We start from the raw sequence: 24824 nt of genomic DNA on the forward strand, positions 1-24824 counted from the left end.
CATAAGGGGTTCACTCGAAATGTGTAGTCAGCGCCGAGCGGCCGTTCGCACAGCGGCGCTGCGTGGACGGTAGGCTTTCCAGGCTGACGCACGTGTGTCCCAGGGCGCATCGACACGCTGCTGGCCTCGATAGAAAATCACCCTGCCTGCCAGTTGCTGGCGATGCCGGTAGAGCCAGCGCAGTTCGGAACCGGTCACCGAGCGCCGGGTCTTGCGAATCACTGCCTCCATATCCACTCCCTCCAGCGCAAAATGCACCACCGCCCTGCTCTGCGGGCTCGTCAGGGTTGCCAGTGCCGACTTGCTGCTGCGGCTGATCACCTTTTCTTGAATCGCCCTCAGCCCATGGCCCATGTGCTGACGTACAGTCGTGGTAAACGAATAATCGCTTTCAGCCAGTTCTTCGACAAAACGCCTGACGAACTGCCGATTGGCGGTGGTTGATGAACAACCTGAATAACGCGCCAGAATATTTTGATAGAACTGTCGCGCAACCGCTGGAACTTGAATGGCAAGAGTGCGCTCACGTCCGGTGTCGCGCTCTTGGGGTTCGGGTGTGCCCATTTCTCGAAAACGCCCGAACTCACTCAACGCGCTCGCTAATCCACCTGTCCACCGCTCCACATCGGGACCGGAAAAATACGCCGCCAGAATATCCCCCCGCGCAGTCAGCTTCGACCAGAAGCTCCTGTAGTGGGTCACCGCAGCACTCAGTCCAAAAATCATGTCGCCACGGCTGGGCTGGAACTGCTCACCAAAGGTCGCCTGCCCACCCCATGCATCGGTGAAACGCAAGGGGTTGCCCCTCACCATGGCGTACAGATTCAAGCCATCCCCATCCCCCGCCGGGTCCGGGCTGATCCAGCGCTGCAGCCAGGGCGCGTAATACCGCGCGCCGTAGTAATACAGCCCGGTGGCGTCGCGCTCCTTGCCCGCATACCGGTAAAGCCTGTCGTCGCCCTGGATCGCCGTCCTGCTGGCGCTCCATGACGTCGCGCCATAAGGGTAGTAGCCTTCCTGGCTCAGCAACCGCCCCTGCTCGTCAACCACCAACAGGCTGCTGTTGAGATGGTCGAGCACGTGAAACTGAACCTGCTCGGCGTCCAGGCCATCGGGGCGGCCATGCTCCCATTGCAGCACCGTTACTCGACTGCCCTCCACGTCGAGGTCCAGCAGGTTGAGACGCTGGCCCCTGCGCCAGTGCATCTGCAGGCCCGGCAAATAATAGGTGCGTTGGGTATGCGAGGTGTCGCCGACCTGATTGCGCCTGACCTTGAGTACGCGCTGGCCCTGGGCATCGTAGAGGTAGGCCTCGACGTCCGGCTCGCCCTCCGCGCGCACGACCTGGGTCACGTAGGCCAACTGGTTGCGCACATTCCAGACCATCTGCTGGCCGCTGCCCAGCATGCGCTGGTTGCCATTGCCATCAAACGCCGCAGCGGTAGGCGGCGAGTCGCCGGGCACGGCGCGATTGCTGTCGGGGGCGAGGGTCATGCGTCGGGTATAACCGGACCCAATGCCCGAGGCATGGCGCACCAGCGTCAGGTTGCCACCTTCGTCGTAGGTGTAACGCTGGGTGTAAGGGCGCCACAACCCATCATCCGTCGCCCCGAACAACACCTGCGGCGGCGGCGCCTGACCCGCCGTGCTGCGGGCGTTTTCCCACCCCGTGGCGAGGGTGAGTTGGTACAGCGTGTCGTATTCGTAACGGTTGCGCGCCTCGATGCGCGTGTTGCTGTGCCATTGCGTGGGCTGTGCCCGGTCGCTGAGGCTGAGGATATTGCCCACCGGGTCGTAGGTGTACGCCAGGTCCTGCAAGGGCTTGTCGGCTTCGCCCTGACGATAGGTCTTCATCTGCAAGAGCCGCGCACTTTGCGGGGCATAACGCAGGGTCTTGATCAACGTGGTGCCGGCCCGTTCGAAGGTCAGTTGCCCGTTGGCGTTGTACGCGCGCTCGTGCAGCAGCAGGTTGCGCACGCCACCCTCAGGGGTGATGGCGAGAGCCTTGAGACGCCCATGCAGCCCATAGGTCCGATGCTGGCGATTGCCCTTTGCATCGATCTGCTCCAGCAATCCACCCACAGCGTCATAACGACGAGTGGTGGTGTATGCCGCCCTTTCCAACAGCAGATCCTGCGCCTCGACCGTTGCAGGCCAGTCGACCGGTGCGGCATCAAGCCGAAAGCGCCGGGTTTGCTGCAGCTCGCTCTGGTCAATCGCATAGGCATTGATCAGCAGGGTACCGGCAGGATCGGCATGCCGGACCAGGCGACCGCAGCTGTTCAGCGCTGCGGCTTCGGGGGTGGCCCCCGCGTATGTGAGGCGCTCGACACACCGCTCGCGAGGCTCGTCGGCCGCCTGTTCGAATACGGCGACCGGGCGTTGCAACGTGTCGTAGGCGTAGCGTTGACAGGCGCCCCTGTTGTCCCAGGTACGCAGCAATTGCCCCGCCTCGCTCAGCAGCATCAGGCGGCGGCCGGCGTCCGCACTGTCGCGCAAAAGCGTCGTCCCGGAGAGGCTGTGGACCAGGGTTTCGCAAGCCCGTGCCCGGGGCGCCTGGGCACTCGCGGCATACTGACGCGGATCCCACTGTTGCTGCACAAAACCGCTGGCGCCATACACCTGGCGACTGATACGCGGCTGCGGTTCAGTCTGGGCGTTGGCGCGATGATAGGCCAGGGTGCGGACCGTTAACCCGCGGGGGTCGAACGCCACAATCGTGGGGGTGTTTCGATGGAGTGAAGCAGACATGATCACATGACCCAAGTTGCACTATGGTCAGCAGAGCCTAGGGATCAAGGAAAGGAAAAAGAGGTAGCGGGTTATGGCACCCCCGCTTCAACCGGCGGCTGCCGGTTGAAGCCAGGGCGGGGGTTTAATGCCCGCCAGCACAGGTCGGCGAAGCAGGCGCCGCGCCGATTTGCACCCACTCTTCAGGGGTGTAGGTATGCAGCGCCAGCGCATGAAATTCGCTCATCAGGTCACCCAGGGTGGCGTAGACCTTCTGGTGGCGCTTGACGCGGTTGAGCCCCTCGAACTGCTGGCTGACCAGCACGGCCTTGAAGTGGGTCTGCAACCCACGGCTGTGCATGTGGCTTTCATCCAGCACGCTCAAGTGTTGCGGGTCCAGGGCGGCGAGCGCCGTTTCGATACGCTGTTGCATGGTCATTCCTGCTTACTTCTTCTTGGCCGGGGCAGCTTTGGGCGACAGCTCGTTGGTCATGTCTTCCAACAGCTTGTTGACCACCGGTACGGCGCTTTCCAGTTTGGCCTGGGTCATCTGGGCCGATTGCTGGGTCAGTTGCGGCATTTTTTCCAGGACTTTCTTGCCCAGTGGCGACTGGTAGAACGCAACCAGGTCCTTGAGCTCGGATTCGCTGAAGTTGGTGGTGTAGAGCTTGACCATGTCCGGCTTGAGCTTCGGCCAGCCGATGGCTTGGTCCAGGGCGGCGTTGGCCTTGGCCTGGTAGCTGTCCAGAACGGACTGCTTGGCGGCTGGCGCCTTGGTCTGTTCGAAACGCTGGGCGAACATCTGCTGCACTTGCATGTACACCGGGGTACCCAGCTTGTCGGCATGGGCCAGGGTCAGGAAGGCTTCGGCACTGGCGTTGTGGCTGGCGGTATCGGCAAAAACCTGGCCGCTGGCGCAAACCAGAGCAACCGCGGTACAGATGGCACGAAGACGAGTCATCGAGTTTCCTTTCTAGCTGGCGAGGTAAGACCCCAAGGGCGCCCATTCTGCGCCTAAAAAACCTCGCGGCTCAACCCCGAGCCTTGTCGGGCGCGGATTGCCCGATGAAAAGTCTTTTAGGGAACCCACCTGGCCGATCACGGCCTAAACTGCGCTAACTGACTTCAAGGAGAGTGCCCGATGAGCCGTATCGAAACCGACAGCCTGGGAGACGTGAGCGTCCCGGATGATGCTTACTGGGGCGCCCAGACCCAACGCTCGCTGGTGAACTTTGCCATCGGTGAGCAGCGCATGCCCTTGGCGGTATTGCACGCCCTGGCCCTGATCAAGAAGGCCGCCGCACGGGTCAACGACCGCAATGGCGACCTGCCCGCCGACATCGCCCGCCTGATCGAACAGGCCGCCGACGAAGTGCTCGCCGGCACCCATGACGACCAGTTCCCGCTGGTGGTGTGGCAGACCGGCAGCGGCACTCAAAGCAACATGAACGCCAATGAAGTGATCGCCGGTCGTGCCAACGAACTGGCAGGCAACCAACGCGGCGGCAAGAGCCCGGTCCACCCGAACGATCATGTGAACCGCTCCCAGAGTTCCAACGATTGCTTCCCGACGGCCATGAGCATTGCGGCGGTGCAGGCTGTCCACCAACGCTTGTTACCGGCGATCGCCACGCTTTCCGGCGGTCTGGCCGAGCAGGCCGCACGGCATATGAAGCTGGTGAAGACCGGCCGCACCCATATGATGGACGCCACGCCGATCACGTTCGGCCAGGAACTCTCGGCGTTTATCGCCCAGCTCGACTACGCCGAACGCGCCATCCGCAGTGCCTTGCCCCAGGTGTGTGAGCTGGCCCAGGGCGGCACGGCCGTCGGCACCGGGCTCAATTCGCCCCATGGTTTCGGCGAGGCGATTGCCGCCGAGTTGGCGGCACTGTCCGGGCTGCCGTTCGTCACCGCGCCGAACAAATTCGCCGCGCTCTCCGGCCATGAGCCGCTGGTAACCCTTCACGGCGCGCTGAAAACCCTGGCGGTGGCGCTGATGAAAATCGCCAACGACCTGCGCCTGCTGGGTTCCGGACCGCGCGCCGGGCTGGCGGAAGTGAAGCTGCCGGCCAATGAGCCGGGCAGTTCGATCATGCCCGGCAAGGTCAACCCGACCCAGTGCGAAGCGCTGTCGATGCTGGCCTGCCAGGTGCTGGGCAACGACGTGACCATCGGCATCGCCGCGAGCCAGGGGCATTTGCAGTTGAACGTGTACAAGCCGGTGATCATTCACAACCTGTTGGAGTCGATCCGCCTGCTGGCCGATGGCTGCAACAACTTTCATGAACACTGCATCGCGGGCCTTGAGCCCGATGCCGCGCAAATGGCCGAACACCTGGAGCGTGGGCTGATGCTGGTGACCGCGCTCAACCCGCATATTGGCTACGACAAATCGGCAGAGATCGCCAAGAAAGCCTACGCCGAAGGCCTGACGCTACGGGAAGCGGCGCTGGAACTGGGCTACCTCACTGACGAAGAGTTCGACCAGTGGGTACGCCCGGAAAACATGCTGGAAGCCGGGCATTAAGACGCCAAACGCAGCCGCCGGGCCTTGAGCCCGGCGAGCAGCGACGGCGCCAGCGCAACAGCCGCCGAACCCAGCACCACCACCAGCGCCCCGACATAGCCCAGGGCGTTGATGTCTTCGGCCTGCACGTAATCCGGCCACAGCCAGGCCGCCAGGGCCACCGCCACAAAGGTCACCAGCGGCGTGAGCGCCAGCGTCGCACTGACCCGCGAGGCTTCCCAGTGGGCCAGGGCTTCGGCGAACGCGCCGTAGGCGACCAGCGTATTCATGCAGCACGCCAGCAGCAGCCAGCCTTGCAGAGGACTCAGTTGCAGCGCCTCCAGCGGATGGGCCCAAGGCGTGAGCAACAAGGCGCAGGTGAGGTAGATCACCATCATCACTTGCAGCGAATTCCACACCGTCAACAATTGCTTCTGGCCCAGGGCATAGAACACCCAGACCGAGGTGGCGAGCAGGACCGTCAGCACGCCGGCGGTGTAGGCGCCGAGGGACGTCAGCAATTCTTCCAGGCGCTGGTTGAAGAACAAGCCGAACCCCGCGATCAAGACGAACAACCCCAGCACTTGCCCGCAGCTGAAACGCTCCTTGAACACAAACACGCTGGCGATCATCAAGAAGATCGGGCCCATCTGCACCACCAACTGGGCGGTGCCGGGGCTGAGCAGCTTCAGGCCCACCAGATACAGCACGTAGTTACCCACCAGCCCGCACACGGCCATCGCTACCAGCCAGCCGCCCTTGGGGCCGAGCACCTTGCGGCTGGGTAAACGCTTGGTCGCGGCGAGGTAAACGAACAGGCACGCACCGGCCACGGTGAGGCGAAACCAGGTGACGGTGACCGGGTCCATCACTTGCAGCACTTGCTTGAGTTTGATCGGCAGAATGCCCCAGAGGAATGCGGTCAGCAGGGTCAGGAGAAAACCGTAGACCCAGCGGCCGGAGGAGATGTGCATGAGTGCCCCAAAAGCCAGAGGTGTAGGAGCACGCATTCTAGGGGTATGCAGTGCCCTTTGGGTACTGCCGCAAAACCTGCCCTCGCGCAGGCGTCATGGCACCCCCATCACCAGCACACCGCTGCCGCTGATCGCCCCTGGGGTCGGCAGGGAGCCGTTTCGCCGGACCAGGGAAAACGTGACGTCGTCGCCGCCCACGCTGTTGGTGATGCGGGTCAGGAACGAACCGTTCACTTGAACCGCAGAGCCTGCACGGACAAGGGCAGTGCCCACATCGGGGTTGGTCATCCTCAGCAGGCGCGAGTCAAACCCCGTTGAAATGCCTTTGTAGGTAATGGTGATCGGTGTGTTAATCCCACCGTCCGGGCATGAGTAGGTGAGTCTGCGGTTGCTGACAATGGTCGATGTCAGCGGGTCGGTGCCGATTGCTCGCTGGTGTACGTTGCCGAAGTTGATTTCGATAGGGTTGTTATTATTGATCGTGCAGGTTGACGGAGAAATACTGAAGTTGTTGGCAGCGGTGTACGTGAGTACAAGCACCGTACTCGTGGAGGCGTAATTATTAGTCTGGCGCAGTCGTAACACACCAAGAACGTCCCCTATGCGCACGTCAATCGGGTTAGTCGGGTTGTTGCGTATCAAAATATAAGGTGTTGCATTGATCGGGACACCCACCCCGTTGTTGGGCATGGAGGCCAGGTGTATTTCATACGGGACAGGGGTGTTCAAGTACGCTCCGTTTATTCGTAAGCCAGTGCCTTGGCTAGCGAATTTTGGGCCGGGCGTCCAAGGAGCACCGGCTAGCGCTGAGGTTCTCCAGAAATCCACAAACGAAGGGAACGGTTGACCGGGAGTGAATCGGCATTCCAACCTGGCTCCTTCCAGCACGACACGGCTACTATCCGAGTCCAATCGGACAGTTACAGGGACCTGCAGGTTCAGAGTACCACCAGCCCCTACGTGTACCCACTGTCCACCATTTACCCGGCAATCGGCTGCTCTCACGGTCGTAGTAACACCAATCAAGACGAGAAGCACAACGGCTCCATATAGTCGTTTCATTTTGATCTCTCGTTGCCCCTCCCCCCAGGCACAGCCCAACGCAAACTTACGTCCGGGTTTTAAGCCGCCTGGCAGAGAGTTGAGGTTTATCTGAGGCTGTTTTCAACCTATAAATGGCGGTTCGCAGCTATGGGTAATCCAACGTAAACGTGGAGGTCACCGTGTACGCGCCATGCCCTATGGTTTGATCGCGGATGGCGTCCGGCTCCCCCTGCACATAGGCTTTGAGCTCGATCACGTTGTTGCCATTGCTCAGCACCTGTTTGTCGCTGACGGCATTCAAGGGCAGCGGCTTGTCGCTCAGCGTCTCGATACCCACCCCGATACCCGAGGCACCACTGCCACCGTCCAGCGCGAGCAAGCCGGGAAGCGCCGTGTTTTCCCTGCCGCCGAACATGATGGTGACCGTGTTGCCGACCGTGGTATTGCAGTCGTCCAGGTGCAGCCTGAACCCCTTTCCCCGTGAACGGGTGTTGAGGTACAGATGCTTGCTGGTCAAATCCCAGAGTTCCAGCGTGATCGCCTCGTCGCCGGGCCGAATGGTGCAGGCCTGCTCAACCAGGTTGCCCTTGAAACTCAGGTTGTCCGCCGCCCACCCCTGAGGCATCAGGCCGAAGGTGAGCAGAAATATCAGCCCGACACAGGACCAGCACTTCAGCGTCATTTCATGTCCCATGGACTCAACTCCTACTGGTATTCGGCCAACAACGTGGCCACCGCCGAAAACCTGGCGGGCGTCAAAATGGCACCTGGCCGTTTCACCGGGACCACATCCAATGTCGGCGGTGATGACAGGGTGATGTTCAGCGGCTTATTGAGCGCAAACGGCAGGTTGTCCTGGAAAATCCGAATGCCCAACTCAGGCACGCTGGTTTGCACAGCGGCGCCATCAAACGTCGTTGAGGTGCCGTTGACGCTCAATTTCAAGACCCACGGCAGTGTGTCGGTACCACAACTGATGGTGTAACCAACGCCCTTACGGTATTTCTCGCCGTCGACGCGCTGTACCCCGACATCCCCAAAGTCGACTTCAATCGTGTTCCCCGCATCAATCGTGCAGGGAGGAGGCTCGTTGAGCGTTCCACTGAACGTCAAATTGGCTGACGCACCACCGCAAAGGCCAAGAGAACACAAGGCGAGCAACGCTCGCCGCTGCCAATCGCTCATTGATCGTTCCTCTTCATTGGTATTCGACCACAAGGGTGGCGGCGGCATCGAACGCCCCGCCCGTCAGTGTGCTGCCCGCGCGTTTGACAGGCACCGCCTGCACCACCGGAAAGTTGGGGTGCGTAAAATTCACCGCGGTGTTGAGCGGCCAGTCGGCACCATTCACAAACAGCTTTACCCCCAGGTCCGGCTTGCGGGTCAGGAGCACCCGGCTGTCGAACGCAGCTCCCGCCCCCTTGAGTTCCAGCGTCATCGCGTTGCTGAACGGTGCGCCGCAGGTAACGGTGTAAGGCACGTCCCGCCGATAGTTGACCCCGTCAACCCGTGACGTCAGCAGGTCATTGCCAAATGGCACATCCAACGTACTGCCACCGTTGATGACACACGGCGGTGGCGCAACGATGACCGCACGGACGGTCAGGCTGGTCTCGGCCTGCACACCCTGGCTGACAGCCCACAGCATGCTGCTGCCGACAAAAATGGCCAGCGGGCCAATTGATTTCGCCATTGCTCTGCCCTTACTCATAATTGAGCCTGAATTCCACCACGGCCCGAAATACCCCACTGGTCAACGGCGCAGCGGTGCGCGTGGGCCGAACATTCCAGGTCTGGGTGTTTCGGCCAACGGGCAAGAACAGCGGCTCGCCCCTTGAACCCAACTGCACATCACGGCCCAGGGCATCGGTCAAAAGCAGGCCCATCCCGGTGACGCCCTGGACTTTGACCAGCCGTGAATCCTGCGCATCGGCAGGCGCGCTGAACGCCACCGACAGCACGGGTTGGTAGGCACTCCATGTCAGGTTCCCCGTACGTTCGCTGCGCACCCGGCCTGCGGTGCGCTGGCAATCGGTAAAACGCAGCTGGAATGCCTTGGCCGGCGCCTGGTCACCCGGCCGCTGCAACTGGCTGGTCGACACAGCGTCCAGGTCAACCGTCTGATGCAGTGATGCCATCTCCACACTGCACGGCGATTCATGCATGGAGCCGAGCACATTGAGCAACCCACTCATGCCTTCGATATCCTCTTCATCCTCGGCATGCGCCCCCACCGCCAGGACCCACAGCAGGCCGCCCAGGACTTTCACACGTTGCGAGGTCATAACGTTCTCCAGCAGCAGGCAAGACTTATTCAGGCGATACAGCCTGCACGTTCACGTTGCAGGTGCCGCCACTGCAGGTGAAGACCAGCAGGGGACGACCGCCGTAATCATTCACGTAGGTCAGGTGAGGCGTGGCGCCCAATGCAGTGGCCGTCGGCCCCAGCGTCATCGCACCTTTGGGCGGGACCATAAGGGGCGCGAAGCCCGGCACGGTCTTGCCATCCTTGCTGCTGCGCGCATCCACCAGGGTCACGTAGTAAGGCGTAGGGTTATTGACCCGGTATTGATCGCCCTCTCGGGTGAGGGTCAATCGTTGCTGCCAAGGGTTGGAAAAGTCCTGCTGGCTTGGCGTGATCGCTTGCGGTCGGTAGAACAGCTTGACGCGGGTCTGCAACGCGATCTGCAGCGTGTTGGACTTATCGCTGCGTGGCGGGATTTCCCTCAAGTTGAAGTAATAGACCGTCTCTCGATCCTGCGGTAACGACTTGGCCGCCGGCAACGCCTGGACTTTCACCTGGCTTTGTTTGCCGGGCTCCAATCGTTGAACCGGTGGGAGCACGATCAAGGGCGAGGTGATTTTGTTACCCGACTCGTCCTCGATCCAGCCCTGGGCCAAATACGGCAACTGCTTATTGTTGTTGGTGATGTTCACACTGGTAGCGTCTTTGCCACCATCGAAAATCACTCGGGTACGATCCAGGCCGATTGCGGCGCTGGCGCTTTGGCTCAAGCCCAGTGCCAGCAGCAACAGGGCGCTGGAGGTAAAGCGTGTGTCAAGCATCATGAGGCTGTGTTCTCCGTATCGTTGGGCTGGCCGGTCATCGCGGCCGGCTCGGGCGAGGATGGGGCAGCGGCTACGCGCTGGCAGTGCAGTTGCAGGGCATCGGTCAAGCCATCAGCGGGCAGAATGACCGGGAGCGTGAGGACGCATCGCTCATCACCGCCCCAACTGACGACCATTTGCTCGCCGGCCCGAATACCGCTCAGGTAGACATGGCCGCCGTCATTCACAATCCCGGTGTCCTGTTGTTTCAGGTTCTTCACTGTCGCGCCGAAGGGCGGTGAGCTGCCATTTGGAAGACGCAGAACGGCCATGGCCTTTTCCCCGGCAATCACATCCAGCGTGCGATAACCAATCGCCCCCTCTGTGAGCGTGAGTTGCGTGACGGATTGAGTCGCTTCGACATTGCTCGGCAAGCGCTCCAGATCAACACTGGCCGCCGTACGCTGATAGCTGCTGATATCGGCGATGACCGCTTTGCCGAACGCGTTACTGCGCGTCGGTGAGCCGTAACCGCGCACTGGAACATCGGGCACACCGCCGGTATCGATCATCAGGCGAGTGCCGCCCGTACTCGTGGTCCGGTGCAATGCAGCGCCGTAGGCCGTGAGCGTGCCGCCACCCCGCGCAGACACACCGAGGGTTCTGGAGTCGCCCTCTTGGGTACTGGCGCTTAGATCGATGTCGGCCCGGTCGCCCATGTGGTTCAGGTAACCACTGACGGACGTGTCGCTTGCACTGAGCTGATAACTGTTGCGCTCATCGAGGCGATCGCTGTAGCGCGCTGCACCGCCGTTTTTGCCGGCGGTCCTGTTGGCATCCAGCGACAATGTGCCGGAACGCCCCAATGGCAGGCTGACCGTGATTGCCATCCCGTTGTCGCGGTAGTTGTATTCCTGGGTGCGAAACAGATTCATGGACAGGCTCATGTTTTTAACCGAGCCCACGTTGAAGTACCGCGACAGCGAGAGGTTCCAACGCTGAGTGTCCGGCCGGTCCCAGTAGGTTTGTTTGTGGTAGCTGGCGTAGACCGTCGCACTCAGCTCACGCAGCTGCTTGTTGACCGTCACCGTATACAGCGCCTTGCTGCCGCCAATAGGTCTCCACCCCTCATCGGGATCCCGGTAATCCCCGCGCCCGCCAAGTTCGCCGTTCAACCCGTAATACCGGGCATCCAGGTATTCACTCATGGTCAAGAAATTCTTCTCGGAAAACCGGTAACCGGCGAAGGTCACCTGGCTGTCGTACTCTTCAAAGTTCTTGGAATATTGAAGGCGATAGGATTTGCCCGAGAGCGTCTCGCCCCACACGCTCGCATGGGACTGCGTCACGTCCAGCGAGACGGCCCCGAACGCCAGCAAGTCGCGCCCCGCCCCAACGGATAACGCCCGATAGTTGTTATCGCTCACTGCGCCGCCAAACAACGACCAGCCGTTGCTGATCCCCCAGGAAAACTCTCCGGTACCGAAAAAGTCCCCATCAGAGCCGTTCTGAAGATTGGACGGTCGCCCGGCCGCCAATTTGTAGCGAACTTGCCCGGGCCGCGTCAGGTAGGGGACACCTGCCGTATCGATCTGGAAGCTGTGTACCGTGCCGTCCTGTTCCTCCACACGCACGTCCAACTTGCCCGTTACCGCGTCCTGCAAGTCTTGAATACGAAACGGACCTGCCGCGACCAGGGTTTCGTAAAGCACACGCCCCTGCTGACTGATGATGACTTTTGCATTGGTTTTGGCTACCCCAACCACTTCCGGCGCGTAACCACGCAGGTTGGGCGGCAACTGGCTCTCATCGGAGTTGAGCGCGGCACCGGTAAAACGAAAGCTGTCAAACAGATCCGAATACAGGTAGTTCTCGCCCACCAGCAGACGCGCCTTCAGCGAAGGAATTGCGCGATACGCGTAGTAGCGGCTCCACTCCAGCTTTTGAGGCCCTGCCGCCTCTTGCCGACCACTCTCGACACGCCCCTGCCAATCCGCCCTCAAGCGCCAGGCGCCAGCATTGGCCCCGACGGTGCCGTTGCCACTGAGGTTCCTGCGACTGCCATCGCCCCTCTGGTAGTTGGACTGCGCCGTCAGGCTGTAGTCAATCAACACCCCCGCGACCCCCTCATCCCAACGGGAGGGTGGATCCCAATTAGTGGCGTTGTACTCAAGATACGCCTGTGGCAGGTTGATGCTCAGCGTGGAACTGGCCAGATCACCAGTGACCTCCATGCCGGGCATACTTTGAATTTCCAGGCACTCCCCGTCCTTCCACCATATAAGTTTGCTGGCATCGGAAACTTTCAGGCCCAACTGTTCCACAAGTGTGCGGGATAAACAGGCCTGACTGCCCTTGGGATCTTCATCGGGGGGATAGAACGCCACCGGTTGTTCCGCAATAGGCTGGCCGTTGATGTGCACTACCATCGAATACGTGCCGGGCAAAATAAACCCGCTGCGCGCAAATTGAGACAAGTCAATATTGGTGCGATCAATCAGGTCGAGAACGTCGGTATTGAACTCGATATCCGCGCCACCCAATGCAGTTCCCGCCAGTGACATCAGCCCGCCAAACAGTCCAGGGCGCAGCGTATTTTTAATCTTCGCTGTATTCAACATGAAAGCCTGCCCGTCAATATTCAAAAATATTCCAACTTGAACCGCACTGCGGCACTGTGGGCCCCCACCACCAGCGGCAATCCATTACCGACCAGGAAGAATCTGTAGTTGAGTGTCATATCGCCCTCTCTCAACGGAGTCGGCGTCATGCGCTGCCCGGGAATACTTTCTTCGCCAGCAGCGTCCACAATGTGCAAGGCAACGCCCTGCGAGGCGCCAAAGACAGCAAAGGAGAGCCCGGACCTGTCGGTAGGGCCGTCAAATGTCACTCGCATATGCTCCCAATCAGGCAGGGTTTGCCCTGGGCGCAACGGGTCCGGACGAGTCAATGAGCAATTGACCAGACGCAACTGGAAGGGATGGTCTTCCCCACGCGCGTTGCGTAACAGCCGGCCAACCGGCTCCGGCGGCATCTCGATGGTTTGATCGGCATTGCCCAGTTCCAGCCCGCAGGCTGAGTCAACAACCTCTCCCCCTAACAGCACGACCCCTTCGCCCTGCGAAGACACCTGGGCGAAAACGCAGGGGTTGATAAGGGTCGTCAAGGAAGAAGCGAGAGCGAAACGTATGAATGTTTTCACCTGGAACTCCCGTCAGCGTCCCCCGCCACACTGGGTGACGGGGGGGGAAACTTACTGATAAGCCAAGGTGAAATTGGTGATGGCGCTGAAATCGCCAGGAATGATGGGGGCCGTCGCGGCGCCTTGCACGTAGGCACCGAACTCCAGCGTGTTGTCGCCAGTGGAAATGATCTGCGGGGCGGTAGGAACGCCCAACTGAACCAGGTCGCCGCCGTGGGTCATCATGATGCCCACGCCGCCTGCGCCACCGACCGTACCGATCGCGCCAGGCACAACGCTGGAGGGTGCACCGGTGAATGTGGTGGTCACGGTGTTATCGGTGAGGTCGGATAGATCGCAGCCTTCAAGCTCGATCAATACACGCCGGGCCTCAGACTTGCCACCCGCTTGCAACTGATGCTTTGCAATCGCACCCAGGCGCACGGTCTGGTCGACAGAGTCCGGCTTGATGGAACAAGCGCCCGAGTGGACTGACCCCAAAAACGTGACCGTACCATCTGCCGCCTGAGCAACGGACACCGAGCCCGCCAACAGACCGCCAGCCAACAGCGCAACTTTCATTTTGGTTTTCATTCACAGATTCCCACTTAACAAATGTCATTAAAGGCGCCCGGCAGCCGATAAGTGCAGGGCTGATTTAAACGAGCGGTGTCGCCCGCGCCATTAAGTCGGTTGATCCTGAAGTACTTTTACAACTTTTTGTATTGCTATTCAGGCTCCGCTCAACGCCAGGAAAGTCTCCACCCTGCACTTTAAAAATGTAAGTCGTATACGTCCTATAACGTAGTAGTCGCAAGGCACTAGGACGCGCAGGAAAACATGGCTGTTTTCCAACAAAAATTAAAATGGCTGAAGGAAATGAACTACACGCCGACCCATATCAAAGCCTCAGCGTGCGAGATATCTTTAAGAAATAGACTACATACACTAAAAATAACCGCAGAGACGGGCCAACACTAACTACCGAGTTAAAAAAGTGGTGCCTTGTTATTACTGAACAGTAGATGCGCAGAGAGGGAGCACGCTCCCCCTCTGTATCGATGCGCCAGGAACCCTCGACGACTAGCGAACGGCTTCGAACAAACCCGTCGCCCCCATGCCGCCGCCCACGCACATGGTGACGATGCCGTAACGCAGGTTGCGTCGCTGCAGCTCACGCACCAGATGCCCGACTTGCCGCGAGCCGGTCATGCCGAAAGGGTGGCCAATGGAGATCGAGCCCCCGTTGACGTTGTACTTGGCATTGTCGATTTCCAGGCGATTGCGCGCATACAGGCACTGGGAAGCGAACGCTTCGTTGAGTTCCCACAGATCAATATCCGCCACTTGCAAACCACGCGCCTTGAGCAGCTTGGGCACCGAGAACACCGGGCCGATACCCATCTCGTCCGGCTCACAGCCGGCCACGGTAAAACCTCTGAAAAACGCCTTGGGCTTGAGGCCCAGTTCCAGGGCTTTTTCCAGGCTCATCACCAGGGTCATCGACGCGCCGTCGGACAGTTGCGACGAGTTGCCTGCGGTCACCGAACCGTCCTCGGCAAACACTGGCTTGAGACCCTGCAGGCTGACCAGGGTGGTGTCGGGGCGGTTGCAGTCGTCGCGCTCGACCACGCCGTCGAGAATCTGCACCGCGCCGGTGTTCTTGTCCTCGACTTTGTACTTGACCGCCATGGGCACGATTTCATCGTCAAATAGGCCATCAGCCTGGGCTTGGGCCGTGCGTTGCTGGCTTTGCAGGGCGTATTGATCCTGCTCTTCACGGCTGACGTTGTAGCGGCGCGCGACGATTTCGGCGGTCTGGCCCATGGGGAAGTAAATGCCCGGCACCTGCTCTTTCAGCAGCGGGTTGATCAGGTTGTCGGTGTTGACGCTTTTCATGGTCAGGCTGATGGACTCCACGCCACCGGCGACAATGATGTCGCTGCACCCCGACGCAATCTGGTTGGCCGCGATGGCAATCGCCTGCAAGCCCGACGAGCAGAATCGGTTGAGGGTCATGCCCGCCGTGCCAGTGCCCAACTGCGACAGCACCGCCACGTTGCGCCCGATGTTGTAGCCCTGTGCGCCCTCGTTGGAGCCGGCACCGACGATGCAGTCTTCCACCGTGGCCGGGTCGATGCCGTTGCGGGTCAGCAGCGCATTGACGCAATGGGCCGCCATGTCATCCGGGCGGGTCTGGTTGAACTTGCCGCGAAAGGACTTGGCCAGGCCGGTTCGTACGCTGTCGACGATGACTACTTCACGCATGGGCTACCTCGATCTTGTGGTTATGGGGTATGGATCGAGAATAGATGCAGGCCCCCACAGCCGCGATGATCATTCATCCGGCATATACAAAACCATGGCCGGGCGAGGCGATAGGGCTATTGGGGGGAACCGGCTCGTTGTGGTGAACCTGATATCTCTGGCGAACTTGGTCCCTCTGATTAACCTGCTCCCTGTGGTGAACCTGATCCCTCTGATGAACCAGGTCCCTCTGATTAACCTGATCCCTCTGATTAACCTGATCCCTGTGGTGAACCTGATCCCTGTGGTGAACCTGATCCCTGTGGTGAACCTGATCCCTGTGGTGAGCAGGCTTGCCCTGCGCTGGGGCGCGAAGCGGCCCCAATCCAATCGACGCGTTTTTTCAGACAAAACTGATCGGCAGTGTTGGGGCCGCTTCGCGCCCCGGCGCAGGGCAAGCCTGCTCACTACAAAAATCTTATTTCTTTTTCTTCTTATCGTGCTTGTCGGTTTTGTCGAACGCCTCCTCCAACGCCCGGTTGATCGTGCGCAGCACCTTGACCCGCGCCCAGCGCTTGTCATTGGCCTCCACCAGGGTCCAGGCCGAGATTTCGGTGCTGGTACGGTCCACCATATCGCCCACCGCAGCACGGTAGTCGTCCCATTTGTCGCGGTTGCGCCAGTCGTCTTCGGTGATTTTGAAGCGTTTGAACGGGATTTCCTCGCGGGCCTGGAAACGCTCCAGCTGGGTGTCCTTATCAATGGCGAGCCAGAACTTGACCACGATCACCCCCGCATCGCGCAGTTGCTCTTCGAAGTCATTGATCTCGCCATAGGCCCGCATCCAGTCTGCCGTGCTGCAAAAGCCTTCGACGCGTTCCACCAGCACGCGGCCGTACCAGGAGCGGTCGAACACGGTGAACATGCCGCGCGCCGGGATCTTCTGCCAGAACCGCCACAGGTAAGGCTGGGCGCGTTCGTCTTCAGTGGGCGCAGCTATCGGCACGATGTGGTACTGGCGCGGGTCCAGCGCCGCGGCCACCCGACGGATCGCACCGCCCTTGCCCGCTGCATCATTGCCTTCGAAGACGCTGATCAACGCGTGCTTGCGCATGCGTTTGTCGCGCATCAGGCCAGAGAACCGTGCCTGCTCGGTGATCAGCTGTTCTTCGTAGTCGTCCTTGTCCAGGCGCAGGGACAGGTCGAGGCTGTCCAGCAGGTTTTTCTGGTCAACCGAAGGGATCAGGGGTGCGGGGTTCATCCCGCTGGCCTTGCCTTTGGCCTGCTTGAGCGCATTTTGCAGGCCATCCAGAAGGATCTTGCCCACGGTCAGGCTGCGGTAATGCGCGTCCACACCTTCGATCACATGCCAAGGCGCATAGTCGCGGCTGGTACGGCGCAGAATGCGTTCGCCGAAGTGCACAAACTTGTCGTAGGTCTCGGACTGCTGCCAGTCCAGCGGGCTGATGCGCCAGCTGTGCAGCGGGTCGTCGGCCAGGGCCTTGAGCCGCGCTTTCATCTGTTTCTTGGACAGGTGGAACCAGAACTTGAAGATCAGCGCACCTTCGTCACAGAGCATTTTCTCCAGGCGCTCGGCGCCGGCGATGGCCTGGTCGAGCCGTGCGTCCTTGATCTGCCCGTGCACGCGGCCTTGCAGCATCTGGCTGTACCAGTTGCCGAAGAAGATGCCCATGCGCCCCTTGGCCGGCAGCTGGCGCCAGTAGCGCCAGGCAGGTGGTCGGGCCAGTTCTTCGTCGGTCTGCTGGTCGAAGGTGCGCACTTCGATCAGGCGCGGGTCCATCCATTCATTGAGCAACTTGACGGTCTCGCCCTTGCCCGCGCCTTCCACGCCGTTGATCAGGATGATCACCGGGAAGCGTTTCTGCTGTTGCAGCTCGTACTGCACTTCCAGCAAGGCCTCGCGCAGGGCCGGCACTTCGGCCTCATAGGTGTCTTTGTCGATGGCGTGACCGATTTCGGCGGATTCGAACATGGGCAGCTCCGTTTCAAGATGGCTCAAGACTAGCGGATTGGGCCGCAACACGCGGGAGGAAATTGCACACGCGCTTGCCATGGGTCAATTCAATGGCGGTTGATCAGCTAGAATGGCCGCCTTGTCTTCTTCGAGCCGCCCATGAACCCCGTATCCCACGCCCAGCTCGACTGGGATGACCAAGGCCGCCCGCACTCGCGGGTCTTCGACGATGTGTACTTCTCCGACAAGTCGGGCCTGGAAGAAACCCGCTACGTGTTTCTCGAACAGAACCGTCTGCAGGCGCGTTTTGCCGACCTGCCCGAGGGCGCGTGCTTTGTGATCGGCGAGACCGGCTTCGGCACCGGGTTGAATTTCCTCTGCGCGTGGCAGTTGTTCAATGAGCACGCACCGGCCAGCGCCCGGCTGCATTTTGTCAGCGTTGAAAAATACCCCCTCAGCCCCGCCGACCTGACCCGCGCCTTGTCCCTGTGGCCGCAGCTCAAGGCCCTGGCCGAGCCACTGCTGGCGCAGTACATCGCGATTCATCAAGGTTTCCAGCGCCTGGTGCTGGACAGCGGGCGCGTCACCCTGACCCTGTTGATCGGCGACGCCCTGGAGCAATTGCCGCAGCTGGATGCCCAGGTCGACGCGTGGTTTCTCGACGGTTTCGCCCCGGCGAAAAACCCCGACATGTGGACCGCCGAGCTGTTCGCTGAGCTTGCCCGGCTGGCGGCACCCGGTTCAACCATCAGCACGTTCACCAGCACCGGCTGGGTCCGGCGTCTGATCAATGCCGCCGGCTTCAAGATGAAACGCACCCCCGGCATCGGCCACAAATGGGAAGTGCTGCGCGGGGAGTTCCTCGGCTGGCCGGACGACGTGCCACCTCCCGCCGCCCTCAAGCCCTGGTTTGCCCGCCCGCCCGTGCACACGGGCGAGCGCCGCGCCTTGGTCATCGGCGGCGGGCTGGCCGGTTGCGCCAGTGCCGCCAGCCTCGCGGCGCGGGGTTGGCAGGTCAGCCTGCTGGAACGTCACGCAGGGCTCGCTCAGGAGGCTTCCGGCAATCCGCAGGGCGTGCTCTATCTCAAGCTGTCGGCCCATGGCACGGCCTTGTCGCAGATGATTGTCAGCGGGTTCGGCCACACCCGGCGCCTGCTGCAACACTTGCAACGCGGTGTGGAGTGGGACGGCTGCGGCGTGCTGCAACTGGCCTTCAATGCCAAGGAGGCCGAGCGCCAGGCGCAGCTGGCCCAGGCGTTCGCGCCGGAACTGTTGCATCTGCTGGATAAAGACCAGGCCCAGATTCAGGCCGGCGTTACCTTGGCCACGGGCGGGATGTTTTTCCCCGAGGGTGGCTGGGTTCATCCGCCGGCGCTCTGCCAGTGGCAGGCGCAGCAACCGGGGGTTCAAGTGCTGGCCCACCACGAGGTGCTTGAACTGCGCAAAGTCGACGGACACTGGCAGGCCTGGGAAGGCCAGACGCTGCTGGCCAGCGCGCCGGTGGTGGTGCTCGCCGGCGCTACGGAGGTCAAGCGCTTTGCCGCCTGCGCCGAGCTGCCGCTCAAGCGCATCCGTGGGCAGATCACCCGCTTGCCGCAAACCGCCGCCAGCGCCGCGCTGGCCACGGTGGTGTGTGCCGAAGGCTATGTGGCACCCGCACGCCTGGGGGAACATACCCTCGGAGCCAGCTTCGACTTCAAGAGCGATGACCTGGCCCCGACGCCCGCCGAACACGCCAGCAACCTGGCCCTGCTGCAGGAGATCTCCACCGACCTGACGCAACGCCTGCACGCTGACACGCTCGCCCCGGAGACGCTGGACGGTCGCGCCGCATTCCGCTGCACCAGCCCGGACTACTTGCCGATTGTCGGTCCGTTGGCGGATCACCCAGCCTTTGCTCACACCTTTGACGCGCTGCGCAAAGACGCGCGCCATGTGCCGCAGACGCCTTGCCCGTGGCTGCAAGGCCTTTACGTCAACAGCGGCCACGGCTCCCGTGGGCTGATCACCGCGCCGCTGTCGGGCGAACTCTTGGCGGCCTGGCTGGATAACGAGCCCCTGCCCCTGCCGCGAAGCGTGGCCGAGGCCTGTCACCCCAATCGATTCGCCGTGCGGTCGTTGATTCGAAGCAACGCGGCCAAACCCGAGCAAGGTTGATCAGGCATCCTTAACCAATGGGGAGCGCACACACCTGGGGCGTTTCATCGAGCTTCAGCGCTTCGAGGGTCAAGCGCTCAATTTCGGCTTTTTCCGCCAGCCCTTGTTCGCGCAGTATTTCGTTCATCTGATCACGGTAATCAACGTCGTCAAGGGTCAGGCTCTGGTCGAAGACCGTTTGCATGCGCTGGTCAAACGGCTCATTCAAGGCGTCGAAGGAAGCGCTGGAGGTGCGTTTCAAATAACGCGTCCAAAACGGTAATTCCATCAAAAACTTTATAAGCCTGGGAGACAATTCATCCGCTTTGACTTTAAGTTCGGCGGTGTTCAGCGCCGCTTGCGAAACCCCGGCCAAACGGGAAAAGCGCATGTGCCGGGGTTGCCCCGGCAAATAGAATTTGTCGACCAGCCCCGTTCGGTACGCCAGGCTGACTTCCAACGGATCGGCAGTGGGATGCTCCGTACTGTGGGTTTGCGCCATGCGCTCCAACCGGTCCAGACGGAACAGACCTCGACCCAGCCTCAACAGTGACTGGGCCGTCACGTGGCCGCCTTCGACCTGTTGCGCCGCCTCGTGAATTTCGACCAATACCTCCAGGTTACTGAAGCTCGTGGCGGCAGCATCGTCGCAATTCAAAGGTGTCGCTGCGCGCTCAAACACCTCCTCACGCAACTCCGCGTGGGCACTCGCAGCCTCCAGTACCCGCCAGACCCGGTGTTCAAGGTCCTCACGCACATGGGTGGAGTCCGCCGTCCCCCCCAACTCCGCCAGCAGCTTGAACAGACCATCAGATCCCGGTTCATCCCGCAGCCCTGACCACGTCGTGCTCCGTTGGGAGTAGTGGGCAAGCCACTCATCCGCCAGCCACAACTCCCGGGCTTTCTGCTCGTTCAGGCGGGCAATGTCGTCCTCCAGGAACCCCATGCCCACGCCTACGTTGTTGCGATAGTTGCGCAACAATTGACGACTGCGCAGGCCCAGCGGGTTATGGCGCAGATTAATCACCTCGGCGCGCGTGCGTGGCGCGCTGAACAGCCAATCCGGCAGCTCAAGCAGATCATTTTCACGAAGATCGACATGCTCCAGATAGGGCAGGCGCAACAAGCCGACGGGCACGTTTCTCAACCGGCAATTTCGCAACGCCAGGGTGCGCAGATCAAACATTTTGCTGATCGCAGGCGGATCTATCAGAGGGTTGTTGTTCAGATTGAGCAATGTAAGGCCAGTCAGGCCGGCCAGTTTTACACGGGTGTGCTCCGTCAGTTGCAAGCGATTGCTGTCCAGGTACACACGCTTGAGTTCCGGCATCCGCGACAGCACCTCAGGCAGCCGCGTGAGCTGATTGTCGGAGAGTTCCAGCGTGCGCAATTGCTTGAAGTGCTTGAGGAAGTACGCCACATCATCATCAAGCCCCATATGATTCAACGACAAGCGCTGGACATGATCAAAGTTGACCCCTGGCGGCAAGGTCGGCAGCGAGCCCAAGGCCATGCCATCAAGCATCAGGCCGGGCACCTTTTCCCCCAACTCATCGGGCAGCAACGAGGCGTGCTGCCAACTGCTCTCGATTGCCTGCACCGCTTGCAGGCGACTGAGTCGATAGTCCGCCGACGTATAACCCGCCGGCGTCGACGCAACCCTTTCCCTGGCCCACCGGCCCAATGCTCGACGCAATTGCTCAAACTGTTCTTTAAGCGCCTTGACCGCTCTGGCGCGAGACAAGTGATCGGTTCCCAGCGCTTGGAGGAATGTCGCGATGCGCTGATCGTTGAACGACGGGTAGAGTTTGCGCACCTTGCGCACCAGGCCCCTGGGAAACCGGGCCGGCTCCCCAGGCCAGGACTGAATACAGGATGCTGGCATTTCCTTGGGCTCGGCACGTTCGGGCCAGACGAAACGCGAGAGTTGCCTTCGCTGCTTCTGCGCCTGCTCGGTTATCCGATAACGCAACTGACTCGCGCTCTGCACGTCCATACCGGCCAAATCAACAGGGAGCAACGCATCGACGAGGGCCTGATACAGCCCCTCACGCCCATTGCTACGTATCCCCAGCGGCGCCCCCGTCTCATCGAACGCCTGGAAGTCTGCGCCCACTTTGACCAGGGTACGCGATGCCGTGGCCGTATCGCTGCCGACCTGGCCCAGCAGCCGTCCTGTGGGCGACCCGTCGCGCAATTGCAGCCTCAGGTCAGCCGGCCACCCCTCAAGGCCAGGGGCCAAGCCGAGCACCATGCGGCGTGTCGCATCGTTAGCCAACTCCGGCAGGTACAAGCCGATCAGCGCTTGGTCCTCGACCAATGTATCCAGGGCCTCGCGCGCCTGCTGAGCCAGCCGCAGAGGCACCCGCCCGGTCTGGCGCAACCGCCAGCGATTGGCGGCCGATGCCTGACCTACAACCTCCCTTGACACGCCCAGAGGCAACTGCGGGTAATGGCCCTTGAGCAACCCATGATCGGTCTGATCGATAACATCGCCGTTTTGGTAAAGCGCCTCATAGACCTGTCGATGGCGTTGCTGCAGCGATGCCATCAATCGTTGCTTGAGCACGCCGTGCTCCGCGCCGGACTCAACAGCTCCCCCCAGCAACAGCGCCTTCTCCTCGTGATCAAGCGCGGCCAGCGTGGTTGACATCACCTCGCCTTCCTTCAGTTGTTGCTCGGTGAGGTGGATACTCAAGTCTTCATAGTCAAACGGCGCCGTATCGGGGTGACGCTCAAGCACATACCCTTCAGGGTCCAGTACCTCGAAAAAGCGCCCTTTGGGCCATCCCTCCATAAAGGGCAAGGCCATCATCTGGACCTTTGCGGTAGTGGGATCAAGCGGCGCATCGTGTTCCATTTGCCAGCGCAGATCACGCACCTCCTGGTTGTATTCAAAGCGCAACGCGCATTCATGAAATCGCTCGGACAGCGGGCGGTTCTGCCTCGCCAGTTGTTGCAAGCGCGCCAGGGTCATGTCGGTGATGGCGGCAATATCCTGCAGGTGCCCCTCTGGCAACGAGGCCAGGCTGGGGTCCAATCGCTGCAAGATATAGTTGGGGTTATCCCATTCTTCAGGGCGTTCGAACGCAAACTGCCACCCGCCCTGGCCGTTGTGCTGCAACGAGGGTCGGTAGGCAGTGTCGCGTTTCGGGTGACGGGCTCGCCAACGACCGATCCGCTCATCGTAGGCAATCGAGTAAACGCCGCCATCGATCTTGACGTATGACTGGCCATTGGCCTGATACACCCCTTTTGGGCTGGCAACCTTGCCTTCCAGCGTCAACGGCTGTCGATACGGCGTACTGCTTCTACGCCACAAGCGCACCGCGTCATCCGACGGACTGACAGCCTCCACGCCTTCAAAAAAATCGGGTGCCCTGCTGAGTACCCGCCTGGCCACCCCGCCTACCACTTGGACCCCAGTGGCGAACAGCGCCATGGACGCGATGCTTTGCGCCACGTTAATCAGGTGCTCAAGGGCGTGGGCGTTGTCGCGATGTTTCCAGTCTTCCACGCCCTCAAACACCTCACCCAACAACTCGCCAACGGCCACGCCCATCATCAACTGCCCCAACGCCGGCACCACCAGCCCGGCGACATTCAACAGCGTCAAACCGATATTCAGGTAGCGCTGCAGACGCTGCTTACGCGCGTCTTCGTCGACGTCCGCAACCGGTACTGCCAGCTCCCTGGCATCCAACTGCAGTTTTCCGACACAACTGTTGAAAAAGAATGTGGTCAGGCTGGTGAGCACCGGCAAGGGATCCATTTGATCCAGGTTTTTGTCTTTATCGAACTGCTCAAAAAAACTAAGCCGTTCGGACTCATCCAAATAAGCGGCGAATGCGCTGCGATAGCTGGCGACTTCGAGTCTGGAGGTCAAGTAGGTGCTGAAATCGTGCAGCGTCGAGTACTCGAAAAGAGGACGCAGCGGATCTTTGGGCATGTACACCACCAACGGACCGTGGACAAAGTCGGTCTGTGAGTTACCGCAAAACACCAACACACTCCATACACACGCGCCACGAATTTTCAGGCCATGCCATACCAGCGGCCGCCCATTGAACAACAGTTCGTTGAGTTGACTGGCTGCCAGGCCGGTGTTGACGGCCTTGAGTAACAGACCGTACGTCGATTCCGCGATGTCGCCCTTGGCGCAGGCGATGTGCAAATCAACTTTCATATCACTGCAGCGCGATTGGCCAATATCGGAGACAGCCGGGTTGTAACCTCGCAAAGTCTCCATGGGCGCTTCATCGGGGCCCGGCAGGTTGAAGTGCTCACGCAAATGCGCCTGGTAGGCTTCGCCCACATCCAGCTCCCGGCAATAACCAATGAACTCATGGGCCTTGGGACTTGCCAGCACCTCCCCTTTGGCACCCTGGCGGATCACGGTTCCTTGCGGCAGACCATCAGGTTCGGCGCGGGATGCGGGAAAGTTTTGCATGGCCGCCTGCAGCAGGCTGTGGTGCTCCAAGGTCTGCGTCTCGATAAGCATGCCGCCCAACAAAGGACTTATGCCGCTGATGGTGCGCCAGGGAATTTCCAGCAGATCATGGTCGAGGTCCAAAGAGCCAAGGCCCTTGGCCGCTAAATACGCCTTGAGCTTTTCGCGGCAAAATTCGTCGAGCGGTTTGATCTGCTTCAGCAGCCGCAAAGCACGCTCGCGTGGGAACTGACTATCGCGATAATCGTCTTCCAGGGCTTTCAAAACCTCAGGTTTGGCTTTGATCAGCCAAGGCGGCAGCGTTGCCTGGAGCACCATGGCTTTATCCAGGTCGCCGGTTATTTCCAACAGCGCGCCGAGCAGTTGGTCCTGCGTCAACGGGTGGGTGACTTGCGCCAGTGAGTGTTGCTGTGTCATCAGCAGGGGTCCTTATTGAGTCGAATGGGCTCGAACAATAGGTCCGGTATCACGGCCAAAGGCGGTATAAAAAGCCGCTGGTTGTACGCTTGCTCCGAGGCCTTTCAAGGGCT

The 24824-nt window shown here is 60.7% G+C and carries 18 protein-coding genes; 2 read left to right on the forward strand and 16 right to left on the reverse strand.

Features of this window, described 5'->3' with window-relative positions:
• Nucleotides 1–27 precede the first annotated feature (27 nt).
• The 3 genes from NDJ82_RS02535 to NDJ82_RS02545 all read right to left on the reverse strand — a co-directional run bounded on the left by NDJ82_RS02535 (nucleotide 28) and on the right by NDJ82_RS02545 (nucleotide 3691).
• A complete protein-coding gene (locus tag NDJ82_RS02535; protein ID WP_250924891.1) occupies nucleotides 28–2751 on the reverse strand; it encodes an RHS repeat-associated core domain-containing protein in 2724 nt (907 codons plus the stop codon).
• A 124-nt stretch (nucleotides 2752–2875) separates the two neighbouring features.
• A complete protein-coding gene (locus NDJ82_RS02540; protein WP_099586329.1) occupies nucleotides 2876–3169 on the reverse strand; it encodes a BolA family protein in 294 nt (97 codons plus the stop codon).
• A 6-nt stretch (nucleotides 3170–3175) separates the two neighbouring features.
• Nucleotides 3176–3691 (reverse strand): DUF2059 domain-containing protein, encoded by a 516-nt coding sequence (locus NDJ82_RS02545; protein ID WP_099586330.1) that lies wholly within the window; start codon nucleotides 3689–3691, stop codon nucleotides 3176–3178.
• Between the two features lie 180 nt (nucleotides 3692–3871).
• Here NDJ82_RS02545 and NDJ82_RS02550 point away from each other — a divergent pair, with 180 nt between their 5' ends.
• Nucleotides 3872–5260, forward strand: coding sequence for a class II fumarate hydratase (locus tag NDJ82_RS02550; RefSeq protein WP_099586331.1), 1389 nt, complete (start codon nucleotides 3872–3874; stop codon nucleotides 5258–5260).
• Here NDJ82_RS02550 and NDJ82_RS02555 read toward each other — a convergent pair.
• From NDJ82_RS02555 to pap, 12 genes are all read right to left on the reverse strand, one after another.
• Nucleotides 5257–6213 (reverse strand): DMT family transporter, encoded by a 957-nt coding sequence (locus tag NDJ82_RS02555; RefSeq protein WP_250924892.1) that lies wholly within the window; start codon nucleotides 6211–6213, stop codon nucleotides 5257–5259. The two genes, NDJ82_RS02550 and NDJ82_RS02555, sit on opposite strands and share 4 nt — an antisense overlap.
• Nucleotides 6214–6306: 93 nt before the next feature.
• The gene (locus tag NDJ82_RS02560) at nucleotides 6307–7275 is read right to left on the reverse strand and encodes a fimbrial protein (RefSeq protein ID WP_112196323.1); all 969 of its coding nucleotides are present in this window, start codon (nucleotides 7273–7275) and stop codon (nucleotides 6307–6309) included.
• A gap of 127 nt (nucleotides 7276–7402) precedes the next feature.
• Nucleotides 7403–7951, reverse strand: coding sequence for a fimbrial protein (locus tag NDJ82_RS02565; protein ID WP_250924893.1), 549 nt, complete (start codon nucleotides 7949–7951; stop codon nucleotides 7403–7405).
• A gap of 11 nt (nucleotides 7952–7962) precedes the next feature.
• Nucleotides 7963–8442 carry a fimbrial protein gene (locus NDJ82_RS02570; protein ID WP_158878646.1) on the reverse strand — a complete coding sequence of 160 codons (480 nt, stop codon included), beginning with the start codon at nucleotides 8440–8442 and terminating at the stop codon, nucleotides 7963–7965.
• Nucleotides 8443–8455: 13 nt separating this feature from the next.
• Nucleotides 8456–8950 carry a fimbrial protein gene (locus tag NDJ82_RS02575; protein ID WP_158878645.1) on the reverse strand — a complete coding sequence of 165 codons (495 nt, stop codon included), beginning with the start codon at nucleotides 8948–8950 and terminating at the stop codon, nucleotides 8456–8458.
• A gap of 10 nt (nucleotides 8951–8960) precedes the next feature.
• Complete coding sequence (locus NDJ82_RS02580; protein WP_250924894.1) at nucleotides 8961–9542, reverse strand: fimbrial protein; 582 nt, start codon at nucleotides 9540–9542, stop codon at nucleotides 8961–8963.
• A gap of 25 nt (nucleotides 9543–9567) precedes the next feature.
• Nucleotides 9568–10326, reverse strand: a complete 759-nt coding sequence (locus tag NDJ82_RS02585; protein WP_191959193.1) for a fimbria/pilus periplasmic chaperone — start codon at nucleotides 10324–10326, stop codon at nucleotides 9568–9570.
• Complete coding sequence (locus NDJ82_RS02590) at nucleotides 10323–12926, reverse strand: outer membrane usher protein (protein WP_250924961.1); 2604 nt, start codon at nucleotides 12924–12926, stop codon at nucleotides 10323–10325. The genes NDJ82_RS02585 and NDJ82_RS02590 overlap by 4 nt, the downstream gene beginning before the upstream one ends.
• 20 nt (nucleotides 12927–12946) lie before the next feature.
• On the reverse strand, nucleotides 12947–13507 hold the full coding sequence (locus NDJ82_RS02595; protein ID WP_099586339.1) for a fimbrial protein: 561 nt from the start codon (nucleotides 13505–13507) through the stop codon (nucleotides 12947–12949).
• 51 nt (nucleotides 13508–13558) lie between these two features.
• On the reverse strand, nucleotides 13559–14080 hold the full coding sequence (locus tag NDJ82_RS02600) for a fimbrial protein (protein WP_099586340.1): 522 nt from the start codon (nucleotides 14078–14080) through the stop codon (nucleotides 13559–13561).
• 489 nt (nucleotides 14081–14569) lie between these two features.
• Nucleotides 14570–15754: a thiolase family protein gene (locus NDJ82_RS02605; protein ID WP_250924895.1), complete on the reverse strand. Its 1185-nt coding sequence runs from the start codon at nucleotides 15752–15754 to the stop codon at nucleotides 14570–14572.
• A 457-nt stretch (nucleotides 15755–16211) separates the two neighbouring features.
• The gene (gene pap, locus NDJ82_RS02610) at nucleotides 16212–17726 is read right to left on the reverse strand and encodes a polyphosphate:AMP phosphotransferase (RefSeq protein WP_158878642.1); all 1515 of its coding nucleotides are present in this window, start codon (nucleotides 17724–17726) and stop codon (nucleotides 16212–16214) included.
• A gap of 141 nt (nucleotides 17727–17867) precedes the next feature.
• On the opposite strand from pap, the gene mnmC reads away from it, so the two are divergent.
• Complete coding sequence (gene mnmC / locus NDJ82_RS02615) at nucleotides 17868–19865, forward strand: bifunctional tRNA (5-methylaminomethyl-2-thiouridine)(34)-methyltransferase MnmC2/FAD-dependent 5-carboxymethylaminomethyl-2-thiouridine(34) oxidoreductase MnmC1 (protein ID WP_158878641.1); 1998 nt, start codon at nucleotides 17868–17870, stop codon at nucleotides 19863–19865.
• Between the two features lie 10 nt (nucleotides 19866–19875).
• On the opposite strand, the gene NDJ82_RS02620 is transcribed toward mnmC, so the two are convergent.
• Nucleotides 19876–24711 (reverse strand): NEL-type E3 ubiquitin ligase domain-containing protein, encoded by a 4836-nt coding sequence (locus tag NDJ82_RS02620; RefSeq protein WP_250924896.1) that lies wholly within the window; start codon nucleotides 24709–24711, stop codon nucleotides 19876–19878.
• Nucleotides 24712–24824 lie beyond the last annotated feature (113 nt).

Origin of the sequence: Pseudomonas sp. SR18 (genome assembly GCF_023701505.1) — a bacterium.
In the GTDB taxonomy this organism is placed as follows: Bacteria; Pseudomonadota; Gammaproteobacteria; order Pseudomonadales; family Pseudomonadaceae; genus Aquipseudomonas; species Aquipseudomonas cyclaminis.

Excerpts from the sequence above, each read along its gene's own strand:
- NDJ82_RS02535 (WP_250924891.1), bottom strand. The coding sequence starts at position 2,751 with ATGTCTGCTTCACTCCATCGAAACACCCCCACGATTGTGGCGTTCGAC.
- NDJ82_RS02540 (WP_099586329.1), bottom strand. The coding sequence starts at position 3,169 with ATGACCATGCAACAGCGTATCGAAACGGCGCTCGCCGCCCTGGACCCG.
- NDJ82_RS02545 (WP_099586330.1), bottom strand. The coding sequence starts at position 3,691 with ATGACTCGTCTTCGTGCCATCTGTACCGCGGTTGCTCTGGTTTGCGCC.
- NDJ82_RS02550 (WP_099586331.1), top strand. The coding sequence starts at position 3,872 with ATGAGCCGTATCGAAACCGACAGCCTGGGAGACGTGAGCGTCCCGGAT.
- NDJ82_RS02555 (WP_250924892.1), bottom strand. The coding sequence starts at position 6,213 with ATGCACATCTCCTCCGGCCGCTGGGTCTACGGTTTTCTCCTGACCCTG.
- NDJ82_RS02560 (WP_112196323.1), bottom strand. The coding sequence starts at position 7,275 with ATGAAACGACTATATGGAGCCGTTGTGCTTCTCGTCTTGATTGGTGTT.
- NDJ82_RS02565 (WP_250924893.1), bottom strand. The coding sequence starts at position 7,951 with ATGGGACATGAAATGACGCTGAAGTGCTGGTCCTGTGTCGGGCTGATA.
- NDJ82_RS02570 (WP_158878646.1), bottom strand. The coding sequence starts at position 8,442 with ATGAGCGATTGGCAGCGGCGAGCGTTGCTCGCCTTGTGTTCTCTTGGC.
- NDJ82_RS02575 (WP_158878645.1), bottom strand. The coding sequence starts at position 8,950 with ATGGCGAAATCAATTGGCCCGCTGGCCATTTTTGTCGGCAGCAGCATG.
- NDJ82_RS02580 (WP_250924894.1), bottom strand. The coding sequence starts at position 9,542 with ATGACCTCGCAACGTGTGAAAGTCCTGGGCGGCCTGCTGTGGGTCCTG.
- NDJ82_RS02585 (WP_191959193.1), bottom strand. The coding sequence starts at position 10,326 with ATGATGCTTGACACACGCTTTACCTCCAGCGCCCTGTTGCTGCTGGCA.
- NDJ82_RS02590 (WP_250924961.1), bottom strand. The coding sequence starts at position 12,926 with ATGTTGAATACAGCGAAGATTAAAAATACGCTGCGCCCTGGACTGTTT.
- NDJ82_RS02600 (WP_099586340.1), bottom strand. The coding sequence starts at position 14,080 with ATGAAAACCAAAATGAAAGTTGCGCTGTTGGCTGGCGGTCTGTTGGCG.
- NDJ82_RS02605 (WP_250924895.1), bottom strand. The coding sequence starts at position 15,754 with ATGCGTGAAGTAGTCATCGTCGACAGCGTACGAACCGGCCTGGCCAAG.
- pap (WP_158878642.1), bottom strand. The coding sequence starts at position 17,726 with ATGTTCGAATCCGCCGAAATCGGTCACGCCATCGACAAAGACACCTAT.
- mnmC (WP_158878641.1), top strand. The coding sequence starts at position 17,868 with ATGAACCCCGTATCCCACGCCCAGCTCGACTGGGATGACCAAGGCCGC.
- NDJ82_RS02620 (WP_250924896.1), bottom strand. The coding sequence starts at position 24,711 with ATGACACAGCAACACTCACTGGCGCAAGTCACCCACCCGTTGACGCAG.